The organism is Hydrobacter penzbergensis (assembly GCF_900106985.1).
Lineage (GTDB): Bacteria > Bacteroidota > Bacteroidia > Chitinophagales > Chitinophagaceae > Sediminibacterium > Sediminibacterium magnilacihabitans.
In genome coordinates, this window is the sequence record NZ_FNNO01000001.1 from 503,466 (window position 1) to 519,732 (window position 16,267).

General features: G+C 45.9%; 10 protein-coding genes. 7 read left to right on the top strand and 3 right to left on the bottom strand.

Annotation, left to right across the window (positions count from 1 at the left end):
- Nucleotide 1: 1 nt before the first annotated feature.
- Nucleotides 2–2,755, bottom strand: coding sequence for a hybrid sensor histidine kinase/response regulator transcription factor (locus tag BLU98_RS02350; protein ID WP_092721608.1), 2,754 nt, complete (start codon nt 2,753–2,755; stop codon nt 2–4).
- 301 nt (nt 2,756–3,056) lie between these two features.
- Here BLU98_RS02350 and BLU98_RS02355 point away from each other — a divergent pair, with 301 nt between their 5' ends.
- The 6 genes from BLU98_RS02355 (at nt 3,057) to BLU98_RS02380 (ending at nt 12,457) form a co-directional block, all read left to right on the top strand.
- Nucleotides 3,057–4,409 carry a sugar porter family MFS transporter gene (locus BLU98_RS02355; protein ID WP_257574655.1) on the top strand — a complete coding sequence of 451 codons (1,353 nt, stop codon included), beginning with the start codon at nt 3,057–3,059 and terminating at the stop codon, nt 4,407–4,409.
- A 30-nt stretch (nt 4,410–4,439) separates the two neighbouring features.
- Nucleotides 4,440–5,327, top strand: coding sequence for a carbohydrate kinase family protein (locus BLU98_RS02360; RefSeq protein ID WP_092721610.1), 888 nt, complete (start codon nt 4,440–4,442; stop codon nt 5,325–5,327).
- A gap of 138 nt (nt 5,328–5,465) precedes the next feature.
- The gene (locus tag BLU98_RS02365) at nt 5,466–8,606 is read left to right on the top strand and encodes a SusC/RagA family TonB-linked outer membrane protein (RefSeq protein WP_092721611.1); all 3,141 of its coding nucleotides are present in this window, start codon (nt 5,466–5,468) and stop codon (nt 8,604–8,606) included.
- Nucleotides 8,607–8,625: 19 nt separating this feature from the next.
- Nucleotides 8,626–10,335 carry a RagB/SusD family nutrient uptake outer membrane protein gene (locus BLU98_RS02370; protein WP_092721612.1) on the top strand — a complete coding sequence of 570 codons (1,710 nt, stop codon included), beginning with the start codon at nt 8,626–8,628 and terminating at the stop codon, nt 10,333–10,335.
- Between the two features lie 31 nt (nt 10,336–10,366).
- A complete protein-coding gene (locus BLU98_RS02375) occupies nt 10,367–11,884 on the top strand; it encodes a glycoside hydrolase family 32 protein (protein ID WP_092721613.1) in 1,518 nt (505 codons plus the stop codon).
- Between the two features lie 93 nt (nt 11,885–11,977).
- The gene (locus tag BLU98_RS02380; protein WP_092721614.1) at nt 11,978–12,457 is read left to right on the top strand and encodes a TlpA family protein disulfide reductase; all 480 of its coding nucleotides are present in this window, start codon (nt 11,978–11,980) and stop codon (nt 12,455–12,457) included.
- A 3-nt stretch (nt 12,458–12,460) separates the two neighbouring features.
- Here the strand turns inward: BLU98_RS02380 and BLU98_RS02385 are convergent, their stop codons facing one another.
- Nucleotides 12,461–13,183, bottom strand: a complete 723-nt coding sequence (locus BLU98_RS02385) for a TrmH family RNA methyltransferase (protein WP_092721615.1) — start codon at nt 13,181–13,183, stop codon at nt 12,461–12,463.
- Between the two features lie 5 nt (nt 13,184–13,188).
- On the opposite strand from BLU98_RS02385, the gene BLU98_RS02390 reads away from it, so the two are divergent.
- A complete protein-coding gene (locus tag BLU98_RS02390; RefSeq protein WP_092721616.1) occupies nt 13,189–15,567 on the top strand; it encodes a BamA/TamA family outer membrane protein in 2,379 nt (792 codons plus the stop codon).
- On the opposite strand, the gene truB is transcribed toward BLU98_RS02390, so the two are convergent.
- Nucleotides 15,556–16,266 carry a tRNA pseudouridine(55) synthase TruB gene (gene truB / locus BLU98_RS02395; protein WP_257574658.1) on the bottom strand — a complete coding sequence of 237 codons (711 nt, stop codon included), beginning with the start codon at nt 16,264–16,266 and terminating at the stop codon, nt 15,556–15,558. The two genes, BLU98_RS02390 and truB, sit on opposite strands and share 12 nt — an antisense overlap.
- Between the last annotated feature and the right edge of the window lies 1 nt (nt 16,267).

Consider the following 16,267-nt stretch of genomic DNA (forward strand, 5'->3'; position numbering starts at 1 on the left):
ACTATCGCTCCCTGAATTCTTTGGGTGTGATCCCAAACCGGGATTTAAACACAGTGGAAAAATATGCCGGAGAAGAGAAACCAACTTTATACGCCACTTCCCCTATCGGCCCTGTTTCCTGTTTTAAAAGATATTTGGCTTTCTGCAATCTTTTCTGAAGGATGTATTCATTTACATTGACATCCAGTAATGCTTTGACTTTCCTGTACAATTGCACCCTGGAAATGCCCATCGACCTGCATATTTCTTCCACATCAAAATGTTCGTTAGACAGGTTGGCTTCCACCAGTGCGGTGAATCCGGTTGTAAACTTTTTATCGTCTTTGCTGATCACCTGCGTTTTCAGGTTAGCAGGTAATTCGCCGGTATAATGCTCTTTTAACATAGAGCGGTTGGCAATCAGACTGCTCACTGTTTCTTCGAGGTATTGCACGTTGAAAGGTTTCGTAATGTAACAGTCCGCTTTCTTCTTCATGCCTTCTATCTGTTCTTCCACACCTGTTTTGGCTGTCAGCAGGATTACTGGGATATGTGAAGTACGGATATCCGATTTCAGGATATTCGTCAACGCAATGCCGTCCTTACCTGGAATCACCACATCGCAAATGATCAGGTCGGGAATAGTATCGAACGCCTGCTGCAAAGCAGTCTGGCTGTTATCCGCTTCAATGATTTCATAAGCAGGTGATAATTTGGCTGTGATGAAATTCCGCAGGTCGGCATGGTCTTCTACTATCAGAATGGTATGCTCTTTTGCCTGTTCAACCGATGCCAATTCGGGTAAAGGCATTGATTCGAGGCGCAGTTCTTCGGTATATATCTTTTCATCGTTGTACGGCACCTGGGTATTTGCGTCTGTTGACACCATTTCCTGGGGTTCCAGGTGGGTATTGCCTAACGGCAGCCTGATCTCAAAACTGCTCCCCTTCCATTTTTCACTTGACAACTGTATAGTACCCCTGTGCAATACAATGAGCTCTTTCGACAAAGCCAGCCCCAAACCCGATCCCTTGTAATTTTCATATTCACCCTGATAAAACAATTCAAAAGCGTGATCCACGGTATCCTTGCTCATACCAACACCGTTGTCTTCTATCCTGAGCAAAACATGATTGCTATTGTTTTGTTGGGCAATGTGCAGGTGTATATATCCACCATCACTGGTAAACTTAAACGCATTGGACAAAAGATTGAAGATCACTTTGTCTAACATGTTAACATCGAACCAGAGAAGCAGTTGTTTTTCTTTGGTCAGTAACCGGAAATCGATATTCCTTTTAGCTGCGAGGTCTTTGAAAGCGTCCATGATATCGGTAACAAAAGCAATGAAATCGTTTTCCGATGCTTTCAATTGCAGCTTGTCCAACTCTATTTTTCTGAAATCCATCAATTGATTCACCAGGCGCAACAAACGAATGACATTCTTCCTGATCAGGTTCAGGTGGTTGCGGGTAACAAAATTGAGTTTGGGATTATTCAGCAGGTCTTCCAGCGGCGCCAATATCAGCGTCAACGGTGTCCTGAACTCGTGCGAGATATTGGTAAAAAATTTCAGTTTGGCATCATGTGCCGCTTCTGCTTTATCGGACATTTCAATCAACTGCTGTTGTTGCCGGATGATTTCTTCGTTTTTTTGCCGCAACCGTTTGGCGATCTTTTTATTTTCGCGCAGGTAATAGAAGGTAACGGCCGCCAGTATCACCGCAATGATCAGGCTGGCAAGGATGATGAGCAGGGTGACACTCTGGTTCTGATAAATTCTTCGCTGCGTGTCGATCATCTTTTGCTGCCGCACAATATCTGCCTGTTGGCTGTTGACTTTCTCGTTCTGCAGCTTCATCAGGTCCACATTCGTGGAATCGATCAACACCGTTTTGAGGATGTTTTCTTTTTTAAAATCTTCATGACGCAAAATGGCCATGGCTGTCTGAATGGCTTCCTGTCCGCCCGTACCATATAAAGCAGAAGCGCTTAATATTCTATCCGACACAAATTGTAACCCTGTCGCCGGCAAGGCATCCACACCTATAAAATGCGCCCTGCTCAATTGACCCGCCGCCTTAAAACATTCATACGATCCCAGCGCCATCATATCATTGTGTGCAAAAACCACATCGGCAGATGCCCTTACTTCTTTCGGAAGGTTGTTCAACTCCCGGTAAGCTTTATCCTTCAGCCAGTTGCCATGCAAATGAGCAATGATCTTGATTTCGGGATATCCTTTCAAAGCTTCATAAAATCCTTTTTCTCTTTCAATAGCCGGAGATGATCCCGCTAACCCTGTTACTTCAATCACATTGCCTTTGCCATGCAACATATTGGCCGTGTATTGCCCTACGCGTTTTCCTATTTCATAATTATCGCTGCCAATATAGGCTGTATAAAGTGGCGAACTTGTTTTGCGGTCGATCACAATCACGGGAATTCCGCGGGTGTATACTTGTTCAATGATCGGTGTAAGGGGTGCGGCTTCATTGGGACTTACAATCAACAGATCAATCCCTTCCTTCAATAATTCATTGATCTGGGCAATCTGTACTTCGCTGCTGTTATCGGCATCTTTATATAATAGTGTGGTATTAGGAGAAAAACTCAGTTCCCGCTGCATACCTAACAGCATGCTTTTCCTCCACTGGTCCGATCCCACACATTGCGAAAAACCGATCCGGAACTGGTTGTCTTTGTTTCCACCGCGGGTACACCCCGTCAGGAACCCAATAGTCGTTACAATAAGGATGAAATAGTATTTTCTCATGGCATACTCACAATCGTTGAACAATGTTTGCTTGGAAAGGTGAAATAAGCATTCCCCTCATTAATATAGAAAAACATCCGGCGAGTACCACTTATCTACCCTTTCAAGCAGGATTGGTCTATTAAAATTGGAATATTTTTAAAAATTATTGAAACAAAATTATAAGAAAGAAAAGCAAGCAAGTTTCAAAATTTTATTAAATAGTTGATTATCAATAATATAAAAATATTCTTCTGAAACTGCTCTTCTAAAACTATTTGATACAATTTCTAAAATAAAATCCTGCCCTCCAAAGCTAAGTTTGATCCCGAAAGCTTGCTATATGAACAAACGAAAAGTACTTCTTTGGAGTGTCATTGTTTCTCTGGGTGGATTTTTATTCGGATTTGATACGGCTGTGATTTCCGGTGCCGAGCAATCTATCCAGCAATATTGGCACCTCAGTTCTCTTCAACACGGACTAACCATTTCCATTGCATTGATCGGCACCATCATCGGAGCCCTCACCGGTAGCATGCCCAGCGACAACCTGGGCAGAAAGAAAACCCTGATGATCATTGCCGCTACCTATCTTATTGCCTCTCTCGGTACGGCCTTTGCCACCAACTGGCACCTGTTTTTACTATTCCGTTTATTGGGCGGATGGGGAGTAGGCGCTTCCTCTGTAACCGCACCAGTGTATATTTCCGAAATCTCGCCCCCGGAGTCGCGCGGCAGGATGGTAGCCATGTTCCAGTTCAATGTAGTGCTGGGCATACTCATCTCCTATTTTTCCAATTACCTGATTGGCGAAACCGGTGGCTTGTCCTGGCGGTGGATGTTGGGTATCCAGGCCCTGCCTTCACTTCTTTTCCTGCTGCTGTTGCGTTTGATACCGGAAAGTCCGCGTTGGCTATTGCTGCACAAAGGCAGGAAAGAAGAAGCTGCGAGCATCCTGACCATCATCAATCCGGAAAATGCAGATACGGTACTCGCCGGTATCGAAACTAATGCAGCGCAGGAAGCTGCCAGTGGTGGCGGAGAGGTATTGTTCACCAGGAAAAACAAGTTCCCTATTTTTCTAGCGGTGGCATTTGCCATATTCAACCAGGTATCGGGCATCAATGCCATTATTTATTTTGCGCCCCGCATTTTTGAAATGACAGGTTTGGGCCGCAGCTCTTCTCTTTTATCGACTGTAGGTATCGGCGGTGTAAATTTTCTGTTCACACTGGTGGCTATCAATTTCATTGACCGGATAGGCAGAAGAAAACTGATGCTGATCGGGTCTGTAGGATTGGTCTTCACCCTGGGCCTCGTAGCCCGGTCTTTTTACCTGCAGGATTTCAGCGGACCGGGCATTGTGGTTTACCTGCTCGTATACATCGCATTTTTCGCATTCAGTCAGGGAGCTGTGATATGGGTATTCATTTCAGAGATATTTCCCAACCAGGTGCGGGCCAAAGGCCAGACCCTGGGCAGCTTCACGCACTGGTTCATGGCGGCATTGATCGCTTTTTCCTTCCCGGTACTGGCAGAGAAACTCGGAGGCGGACATACTTTTTTGTTTTTCACGGTGATGATGTTGGTGCAACTGGTATTCGTATGGAAGTTCATGCCGGAGACCAAGGGTAAATCGCTTGAACAGATTGAAAGAAGCCTGGTGTTGCACTAAAATCATCCATGATTGCTTAATGACTGCTATATGAACCAACACAAACACAACATCGCCTCTTATGGCGAAATCCTTTGGGATCTTTTTCCGTCGGGTGCCAAGCCCGGAGGTGCTCCCATGAATGTAGCCTATCACTTGCAAAAGCTGGGTCAGGCGCCTGCGCTCATCACCCGTATCGGTTCCGATCAATATGGATCTGACCTGGTGGAAGTGATGAAAAATGCAGGACTCAGCACACATTATGTGCAGTTAGATAAAACCTATGCAACTGGTTTAGTGAGAGTGCTCGCCAACGAGCAAACCGATGTGGTCTATGATATTGTGAAGCCCGCTGCCTGGGATGAGATCGTGGCTGACCATGAAAACCTTGAGCTGGCCGTCAATGCCAACTATTTTATTTACGGCAGTTTATCGGCAAGGAGCTTGCAATCAAGAGATACGCTTTTCAAATTGTTGCACCTGGCTCGTACCAAAGTACTCGATATCAATCTCCGTGCGCCACACTATGATCAGTTTACCATCGAATACCTCATCAGTGAAGCAACCATATTCAAACTGAACATTCACGAGCTGGAGCTGGTAACTTCCTGGCTGGGTCATTATCCTACGCATGCCAAACGCATTGAAGCCGTATACGAAAAATTCAAAACACCCATGATCGTAGTAACCATGGGAAGTGAAGGCGCTATGCTTTACAAAGAGGGTCAATTATACCAACATGCCGGCTACACTGTTGAAGTAGCCGATACAGTAGGCAGCGGTGATGCATTCCTTGCCGGATTACTCCATCAACTCATCAATGGAGCCGCTGTTGAAGACGCACTGGCTTTTGCCTGTGCCATGGGTGCGCTCATTGCTACCAAAAAAGGCGGATGCCCCGATTACCTGGTCACGGAAATCGATCTCATTCTCCATTAAAAAGAATTCACTGCACATACAACCTAAAACCCCAACACTTATGCGATTGCCATCACAATTAGCCATGCGGCTGATGCCGCACCCGAGCGTCTGCTCATTTTCAATTCCTCAGGATTGCCAACCATTAAAAACTGCGCTATGAAAAAGAACCTGCTTTTTTTGATTGTAATGCTCTTTGCATTGCAATATGCAAATGCACAAAAACAATTAACCGGTACTGTCAGGGCCGCACGCACCAATGAACCATTGGCCGGTGCCAACATTACCTTCCAGGGTACCGCCGGTGGTACCGCCACCAATGCTGAAGGCAAATTCAGCATCACAGTTCCCAACAAAGTAAAATTCATACTGGTCAGCTATATTGGGTACGAATCTCAAACGGTTGCTGTAGAAGGAAAACAACAAATAGATATCATCTTAACGGCTGCCGGCAAAGCGCTGGAAGATGTGGTGATCGTTGGTTATACCGCACAAAGAAAACAAGACTTGACGGGTTCTGTAGCCGTTGTAGATATGGCGCCTGTCAAAAACAATACTTCAGGCAATGCTATGCAAGCGTTACAAGGCAGGGTTGCAGGTTTGTATATCGAAAAAAGCGGCTCTCCGAATGGATCAACGAGCAGGATACTCATCAGGGGTGCCAATACGCTCGGCAACAATGATCCGCTGTATATAATAGACGGTATACCTACTACGAGACCCGAGGTATTTCAGAACCTGGACCCTGCCAACATTGCCTCTGTACAAGTTTTGAAAGATGCGTCTGCAGAATCTATTTACGGTTCACGTGCGTCTAATGGTGTGATCATTGTGACTACCCGGAATGGCGGGAACACCAATGGCAAAGTGGATTTTCAATTCAACAGCAGTACTGCCCTCCAGTCGGAAAAACCATTCCGGTTAAAAATGCTGAACTCGCTGGATAGGGGTAAAGCCTTATGGCAGGCTTCTGTCAACGACAAACAGGATCCGACTGCCGGATATGGCCAGATCTATAATTTCGATTGGAACAAAGATTACAACAATCCTATATTGAACAGCGTATCGCTCCAGCCCTTCGTTGGCGGCGATCCTAACACACCGGTGGGTAATACCGACTGGCAAAGTGTAATGTACAAAACAGGTATTGTTACCAGCAACAGCCTGACTGCATCGGTAGGCAATAAAAATTCTTCAGTCGAGATCAACCTGAACCAACTGAGTAATTCGGGCATGTTGCGATTCACCGGATACAACCGCATCGGCGGAAGCATCAACGCCATCACACGCGCTTTTAACGACAAAGTTACTTTTGGTGTGAACCTGCGCATGGCCAATTCCAATGAAAGGCTCACGGCCAGGGACCTGGGTGGCGCTCTTACCACATTCCTGGCAGTTACGCTGGCACCTACCATTCCGGTATATCAGAAAGATGGTACTACTTATGCAGGCGAACTGGGTGCGGGTTATTCAGACCGGAATAATCCGCTGCATATGCAGGACCTGGCAAAATGGAACAATGCCAACCGGTTAAGCACATTCGGTAACGTATTTGTAGAAATTCAACCTGTCAAAAACCTCTTTTTCAAATCCAATTTCGGTGCCGACAATGCTACTTATCTGAGTAAAGTGATCACTCCTACTTTTTCAGAAGGCGCCTTGAACCGCACCACCAACAGCCTGTCTTTCGATCAGAATCATTTCCTGAGTACCACCTTCTCCAATACACTGCGATACAACTGGGACCTGAGTGCCAATCATCATTTCAAATTCCTGGTAGGTACGGAATACATCAAAACCACGCTGGACTTCCAGACCACCAAGAAAGAAAAATTTGCCATCCAGACCCAGGAATATTTTACACTGAATGCAGGTACGGGCAATACCACTGTTTCCGGAGGGTCTACAGGAAATCAGTTGTTCTCTCAATTCGGTCGCATCGATTATAGCTTCTCGAATAAATACCTGGCTGCATTAACCGTACGCCGTGATGGTTCATCCAGGTTTGGTTCCGATAACCAGTACGGAATTTTTCCCGCAGCTTCATTGGGATGGAGAATTGACAAGGAAAGTTTCATGAAAAACAACCGGCTGTTCTCCGAATTAAAGGCAAGGGTGGGTATAGGCCGTGTAGGTAATCAGCAGATCGGCGATCTCGCTCGCTTTGGATTATTCGACACCAGGTACGGTACTGTATTATCACAACTCGTAGGAGGTTTCTGGGAACAATACATGAACATTGGTACCGCCTACTCTTTATCCGGCGCTTCTACCGGTACATTGCCTTCCGGCTTTGTACAAACACAGGCTGCCAACCCGGGACTTAAATGGGAAACTACCGATGAGATCAACGTGGGCATAGACTTCTCTATTCTCAGCAATAAGATCTTTGGTTCGTTTGATTATTTTACCCGGAATACAACAGGCATTCTGATCGTACCACCTGTTGCATCGGCGCTGGGCGAAGGTCAATCGAAAGCAGTGAACGGCGCTTCCAAAAGCAACAAAGGCTGGGAACTGGTGTTGGGCTATCATGGTCCGCAGACAGGCGATTTCAAATACAATGTAACACTGAATTTTTCTCACTTCAGGGATAAGATCACAGATTTACCTGAAAAGGTTCGTCCAGCTTACCCCGGTAACCTGCTCAATACCATCATTGGTCATTCGCAGTTCGACATCTTCGGTTTCAAAACTGCCGGACTCTTCCAGTCACAGGCTGAAGTAGATGCGGCTCCCAAACAAATAGGCGCTGCTCCCGGCCGGATACGTTATGTAGATGTAACCCATAAAGGTCAAATTGACGATGATGCCAGAACCTGGATAGGCACCACACTGCCTTCTTTGGAATATGGCGCCAGGATAGACATGAGCTACAAGAAATTCGACCTGTCTGTTTTCGGTTCAGGTGTTAGCGGAAGAGCTGGATTTGATGTATATACCTTATTCAACAATCTCATGAAAAGCAGGGAAAATGTTGGACCCGGCGTATTTGATGGCTGGACTCCCACACATACCAATACCAGCATTCCTGCTTTGACATTGAAAGATAATAACAATGAAGGCCGCACTTCCGATTATTTCATTGTGAATACGTCGTATTTCAAAATACGTACTGTTCAATTGGGTTACAACATTGTTCCCAAATCTGTTTTCTCGAGGTTGCGTTTCTACCTGATGGCCGAAAATCTGCTGACAATCAAGAGCAAGAAATACCAAAGTCCCGACCCTGAGCGCATCAGTCTTGATCCGATACCCATTCCCAGAACATTCTCATTTGGTATCAACGCTTCATTTTAACCCATAAAATTGAATCATCATGAAAACTAAAATAATATTATCATCCACTGTTTTATCAGGACTCCTGTTATTGGGTTCTTGCAAGAAAGCGCTGGACTATACGCCAACAGGCGTATTATCATCTACAGACCTCACATCACCTACTGCTGTGGAAGGGTTGGTAACAGCCGCTTATGCCGCTATTGGAAACGGAGATATGATTGGCCCTATCTATAGCAACTGGGCATATGGCAGTGTTCGTTCAGACGATGCATACAAAGGGGGTGGTGGTACCGGTGATGTGGGTGAAATCGATGCCATGGAGCACTATAACCTGGTAGCACCTACTATGGGAGCTTTTGTTTCCCGTACCTGGTCAAACCTGTTCAAATCCATTTCCAGGGCCAATGTAGCATTGCGTGCGGTGAATGCTACTTCAGATGCCAGTTTCCCCAACAAAAAAATACGTTTGGCCGAACTGAGGTTCCTGAGAGCGCACAGTTATTTTACGATGAAGCGCCTGTACAAGAACATTCCCATTTTCGATGAAACTGCCACTGATGCAGACATATTGAAGACTTCCAATGATCTGAAAAACGATGACTCCTGGAATAAGATCGCAGCTGACTTTCAATATGCGATCGACAATTTACCTGCAACTCAACCGCAGCTCGGCAGAGCCAATAAACTGGCCGCCCAGGCTTACCTGGCCAAACTGAGATTATACCAGGCCTATGAACAGAACGATAAGCACCAGGTGATCAACATCAACAAAACCAGGCTGCAGGAAGTAGTGGCTTTGACACAAGCAGTGATCTCATCGGGCAAATATGCTTTGAGTACAGATATCGGTGATAATTTTTTAGCTGAAACCAAGAACGGACCCGAGTCTATTTTTGCGATCCAGTTCAGCATCAATGATGGTACCGCCAACGGCCGGTTGGCTTTTGAAGATGGTTTGAATTATCCGCACGGTGCGCCACAGTACGGCTGTTGCGGTTTCCATGCTGCGAGTCAGAACCTGGTCAATGCGCATACAACAGATATCAATGGTTTGCCCAATTTTGATAATTTCAATAATAACATCGCTGATCTCAGCACGGCAACAGTAGATCCCCGCCTGGATCATACCGTTGGCATCGATGGACATCCTTACAAATACGATAATACCAGGCCTTTTAGTAACAGCTGGGTACGCGATCCGGGTGTGTATGGAAACTTTCATACCATGCGTCACCAACAACTGGCGAACAGTCCGTTTTACCTGAAGTTGGGACCATTCATGGGCACTGCATTGAATGAAGATGTGCTTCGTTACGATGATATTTTATTGATACAGGCGGAAGCTTATATTGAACTGGGACAACAAAACAATGCATTGCCATTGATCAACCAGATCAGGGTAAGAGCGGCAGCCAGCACAGGAAGACTTAAAAAAGCCGATGGTACTTTCCCGTCCAAATACAATATCCAACCTTATCCTGCCACCGGCTGGACCCAGGATTATGCACGCAAAGCATTGCAATGGGAAAGAAGGCTGGAGTTTGCAACGGAAGGACCCCGCTTCTTTGATCTTGTACGCTGGGGTATTGCTGAACAAACATTGAATGCCTATATCGCCGTTGAAAAAACCAGGAGGTCTTTTTTAGCAACAGCAAAATTCACTGCAGGCCGCGACGAGTATTTGCCAATCCCTCAATCGGAGATTACATTTACCAACGGTTTGTATAAACAAAACCCCGGGTACTGATCACATATTCTGTGCGTATAAAACCTTTTACATGAAGAACCATATTCGGATACCTGCTTTGTTGATGGTCATAGTTACCACCTTCTCATCGCAGGCGCAGTCCACCTACCAGGAACCACACCGCCCACAGATCCATTTCTCTCCTAAAGAAAAATGGATGAACGATCCCAATGGAATGGTGTACTACAAAGGCGCTTACCATCTTTTTTACCAGTACTATCCCGGTGCAATGGTATGGGGTCCTATGCACTGGGGACATGCTACCAGCACTGATCTTATGCATTGGCAACATCAGCCGGTTGCATTGTATCCAGATAGCCTGGGTTATATTTTCTCGGGCAGTGCAGTAGTGGACGAACACAATACCACTGGATTCGGAACCGGTGGGCAAACGCCACTCGTTGCCATCTTCACACACCACGATACAGCGGCACTGCGTGCAAAGAGAAACGATTATCAACATCAAAGCCTCGCATACAGCCTGGACGATGGTAAGACCTGGACCAAATATGCGGGCAACCCCGTGTTGAAGAATCCCGGCATCACTGATTTTCGCGATCCGAAAGTGATGTGGTATGAACCTCAACACAAATGGATCATGACACTAGCCACTAAAGATTGCATCAGCTTTTTCTCTTCACCCAATTTAAAAGAGTGGGCCAAAGAAAGCGAGTTTGGTAAAGCGTTGGGAGCACATGGCGGCGTTTGGGAATGTCCCGATCTGTTTACATTAACTGATGAGCATGGCAAACAACATTGGGTACTGATCGTGAACCTGAATCCCGGAGGTCCCAACGGAGGTTCTGCTACGCAATATTTTGTTGGGAGCTTCAACGGTCATCAATTCACACCCGTTGATACCCGTACCAGGTGGATCGATTACGGACCAGATGAATACGCAGGTGTTACCTGGTCCAACACCGGTTCAGAAAGAATTTTCCTGGGCTGGATGAGTAACTGGAACTATGCCAATGTAGTACCCACTTCCCCCTGGAGAAGCGCTATGACCATCCCACGTGTATTAAGTTTGAAACAGGTAAAACAGGAATGGCTGGTGGCATCAGCACCAGTATCTGCCATGCATGTTATTGAAAAAAAGCCGGTAGTGAAAACTCAGTTGGCCGTTCATTCCAGTCTCGATCTTACCCAATCGCTGGGTATCGATGGGCAACCTTTCCGGTTGCAACTGGAGGCAGATAAAGCCGAGGATCTTTCACTGGTATTGTCCAATGAAGCAGGTGAGCAAGTAGAGATTGGTTATGATGCCCTGTCTCATCAATATTATATCGATCGCTTACGTTCGGGCGAAATAGATTTCAAAAAGGGTTTCGCCGGAAGGCATACAGCGCCACGCTTCAGCCAGGCTGCCGGCATAAAGCTGGACCTCGTGGTTGATAGGAGTTCAGTAGAATTATTTGCCGATGGAGGGCTGAGTGTAATGACAGAGATATTCTTCCCTCACCAGCCCTTTCACCGGCTGGCGGTGAAAGCTTCCAAAGACCTCATTATTAAAAAACTGGTACATACCCCGTTGAAAAGTACCTGGTAATGATCAAATGATAAAAGCTACCGGCAAACCGGAGCAGGCATAAGCAACAACAATTGCTTAAATTGCCGGTAGCTCTATCAATCATTCCCAAATATGAAAAAATACCTTACCCTGCTTCTCGCAATGTTTTTATCCGGCGCCGGTCTTGTTTGTGCGCAAAGCGGCAAATTACCCCCTTTCAAAATCGTTAAGAGTGACGCCAAATTATACAGGGCTACGGAATTGCCTATGGGCAAACCCATCCTGCTCATTTACTTCTCTCCCGATTGTGATCATTGTAAAGTGATGATGGATGCTTTTTTCAAGCGTGTTCATGATTTTGATAAAGCGTCTGTTGTGATGATCACTTATTTTCCTTTAGCGGCCGTTAACCAGTTCGTGAAAGAACATAAAATATATAAATACCCCAATATCATCACCGGTACCGAAGGCAACTCTTTTTTCCTTCGCAATTATTATAAAATGACCGGTGTTCCTTTTGCAGCTTTATATGATAAGAATGGTAACCTGATCAGTTCTTATATGCAGCATGTTCCGCTAACCGAACTGGCCGACCAATTGCACAAACTGTAAAGATCATTTGATCAGGTGGGAAAGCAGGATGCCGGTAGCAACCGCCGCATTCAAAGATTCTGCTCCTCCTATCCTGGGAATGGTTACCGGATGACTGATGAACGGAAGCAACTCCGGGCGGATGCCCTTCGATTCATTGCCGATTACCAGAACGCCTTCCTTCAGCAACGGTTGTTCATACAAATTATTTCCTGTTAACAAAGCGCCATATACAGGAACCTGTAGAGCAGATAAAAAATGTGTCAGCCGTTTATACCATAGTTTTATCCGCATGAAACTGCCCATAGTGCTCTGTATCACCTTGGGGTTATACAATTCAACAGTATCTTCGCTGGCAATGATCTGTTCTATACCGAACCAGTCTGCAATACGTATAATGGTTCCCATATTGCCGGGATCCTGTATACCATCCAATACCAGGCTCAGGCGGCCCTCTATCACTGGTTCAGTAGCAAGCGCCTTTTGTTCTACAATCGCCAGTACCTGGTTAGGCGTTTGCAACGCACTGATCTTTTCCAATTCCGCTTCTGTTACCTGCTCAACAATGTGATTTGTTCCGTGCTCCTCAGTCCACTGGCCGGTAGCGAGTATCTTTTTGATCCTGTAATCGCTGTGCAACAGTTCTTCTACCAGCTTGGGGCCTTCGGCCAGGAAAAGGCCCGTCTCCTGCCTTTGTTTTTTGTGGCACAAAGATTGAATATATTTGAGTTCATTCTTGCTTAACATCCTGTATGTATTTGAACGGTAAACGAATATCTTTTTTCAGTCTCTTTTCACTGCTGTTTTTACTGGCGCTGTTCTGTTCCTGCGCTAAACAAAACTATCCCATCGGCCGCCCTTTTGTTTATTCCAATAAAGTACTCCTGAACGGGAATCTTTCCAAAGATGAGAAAAATAGGTTAACCACCGACCTGGAGAATTATTGGGACGATAGCCTGAAAAGCCGCAAGGTTCGCCAGTTCTTTTTCTTCGACCGTATCAAAAACCCGCCGGTCTTCGACAGCACGAATATTATCCGTTCCATCAGTTTCATGAACGCTTACCTGAACTCGCAGGGATATTATTACGCCCGGTTCAAAGACTCTGTCAACATCGATACATTCAAAGACCAGTTGCGCACCAATATCCAAATGATCATTGAAGCAGGGAAGAATGTTACCATCGATTCCGTTTCCTATACGCTCAGCGACAGCAACCTGCAACGCCTCACGCGTAAGCAGGAAAAGAACAGCCTGCTCAAAAAAGGCAACCCTTACAGCAAGGGTATCATCAGTTCCGAACTCGACAGGCTCGTAAGCCTATACCGGCAAAACGGTTACTTCAGGTTTACCCGCGACAATATTTATGCGCAGGTTGACAGTACCGATGCCAGGTTGCTGGCGCTCACCCTCGACCCTTTCCAGCAGGCAAAGCTGATTGCCGAAGCAGCCAAACACAGGAAAGAAAATCCCGCCTGGGATATAGACATACGACAGCGACCCGTGACCGATTCGGCTGTCATCAAGCCATTCTATATCGCCAACAATTATTATTATTCCGAGACCAGGCCGGGCGATGTCACAGACAGCCTGATTGCACAACATGGGCTCGGTTTTTATGAGATCAGGAGAAAAGAAGGCATCCTTCGTTATAAAAAAGGACTCTTTAATTACCGTCCGCTCAGAGAACATACTTATCTCCGGCGCGGCGATCTTTACAATGAAGACAGCTATCTCAAATCCATCAACAACCTTGGCCAGATCGGCGCCTGGCAGCAGGTAGATGTAACACCGGTGGTGAGGGGGAAAGACAGTATCGATCTCTATTATTTTCTCATACCAGCTGTTAAACAAAGTTTTACCGTAGACCTGGAAACCAGTCTCAACAGGGCCGATATCATATCGGGTAATACCTGGGGCGTTTCTACCAACTTCTCTTACCACAACAAAAATGTATGGAAACAGGCCATCCAGTCAGTCACCACCCTGCGCACGGGAGTTGAACTCAATTTATTCTCGCAAACAAGTGACCGGCTGGTGCAAACATTCTTACTCAGTCTGGGGCATACTTATGCATTTCCCCGGTTGATCCAGCCCTTCAAAAACTGGAAAGCGTTGAAAGCGCTTGACAACAAAAAGACCCTGCTTTCCATCAATGGTTCTTATGTAGACAGGCGCGATATTTACCGTCTGCGTTCACTCGTAACCAGCTTTGGTTATGAATGGAAAGTGCAGAAACGCAATGGAGATAATCTTTGGCTATACAAACCATTGAACCTGGAATTATACGGTATTGACAAACTCGACAGTCTTAGAAAACTGATCGCTATCAATCCTTTCCTGCGGGCTTCTTTCAACGAAGGCAATGTGTTGAGTCAAAGTCTTACATTGTACAGATCGGTGAGCAATCCCAACAATAAAAATAAAAGCCATTTTATCCGTTTAGGGGTGGAAGAGGCAGGCGGGTTATTCGGGATGATACCTGACCTCACCAATAATATTTACCGCTACATCAAAGCAGAAGCCGAATACAAGCAGTCTACCAAAATGGGTAAAACAGAACTGGCTTACCGGGGATTCATTGGTGCCGGTTACAACTATGGAAATGATTCTGTTATCGGCAGAACATTACCCTTCTTCAAACAGTTCATAGCGGGTGGCCCTTACAGTATGCGTGCATGGGCATTGCGGCAACTGGGCCCTGGTAGTTCTTTATCGAGTGATACGATCACTACCAGCAGGTACCACGACCGGTTTGGTGATATGCAGATAGAAGCAAATATCGAATACCGTTTCCCGCTTACGACGATTGCCGGATTCAAAATAGGCAGTGCGTTGTATGCCGATATCGGTAATATCTGGAACATCAAAAACAACAGTGCAGATCCCGATGCACAATTTTCATTTTCACGCCTGGGCCGCGACCTGGCCATTGGTGTGGGAACCGGTATCCGCATTGACTTCTCGTATGTGTTGATACGACTCGATGTTGCTTATAAAGTAAAAGATCCCGCACGCTTGCAGAACGGCGGATGGATGAGCCTCAAAAATTTTGAATGGACCGATACCCGGCAGAATGGATTGAAGGTAGACAACTACGCTTTCCAGTTCGGTATCAACCTACCCTTCTGATGCCAGCATTTTTTTGATGGATGTTTCAAAGTCGGCCAGCGACATAGCTCCGCTGAGTTTAAAAGTGCCGATGCGTGTTCTGCATAAACTGCTCATATATCCACCCACACCCAATGCTGCACCGAAATCATTAGCGAGACTGCGGATATAGGTTCCTGTAGAACATATCACCCTGAAATATACTTTGGGTAATTCTATTTTTTCAATCTCAAAAGCATGAATGGTCACGGGTCTCGGTTCCAACTCTACATCCTCTCCCTTCCGGGCCGCCAGGTATACAGGCTTGCCATCTTTTTTGATGGCCGAATGTGCAGGCGGAACTTGCATAATAGGACCTGTGAACTGCCTGGTTGCTGCATGGATCATCTCTGGCGTAAGATGGGTGATGTCTTTAGGGTTTTCAGGCTCACTTTCAAGGTCATAGGTGCGTGTAACAGCTCCGAGCGTGAATGTGCCCGTGTACTCTTTTTCCATGCCCATGTACTCATTGATCTTTTTCGTGAACTTACCCGTACATACAATGAGCAATCCGGTAGCGAGCGGATCCAATGTGCCTGCGTGGCCTACTTTGCTAATGCGCGTGAGGATGCGCACTTTCTTCACCACATCAAAGGAGGTCCAATTAAGAGGTTTATCTAACAGTAAAACCTTACCATCGAGGTAAGGTTGCATGGAAGGATGAATTTCTTTCTGTCGCATA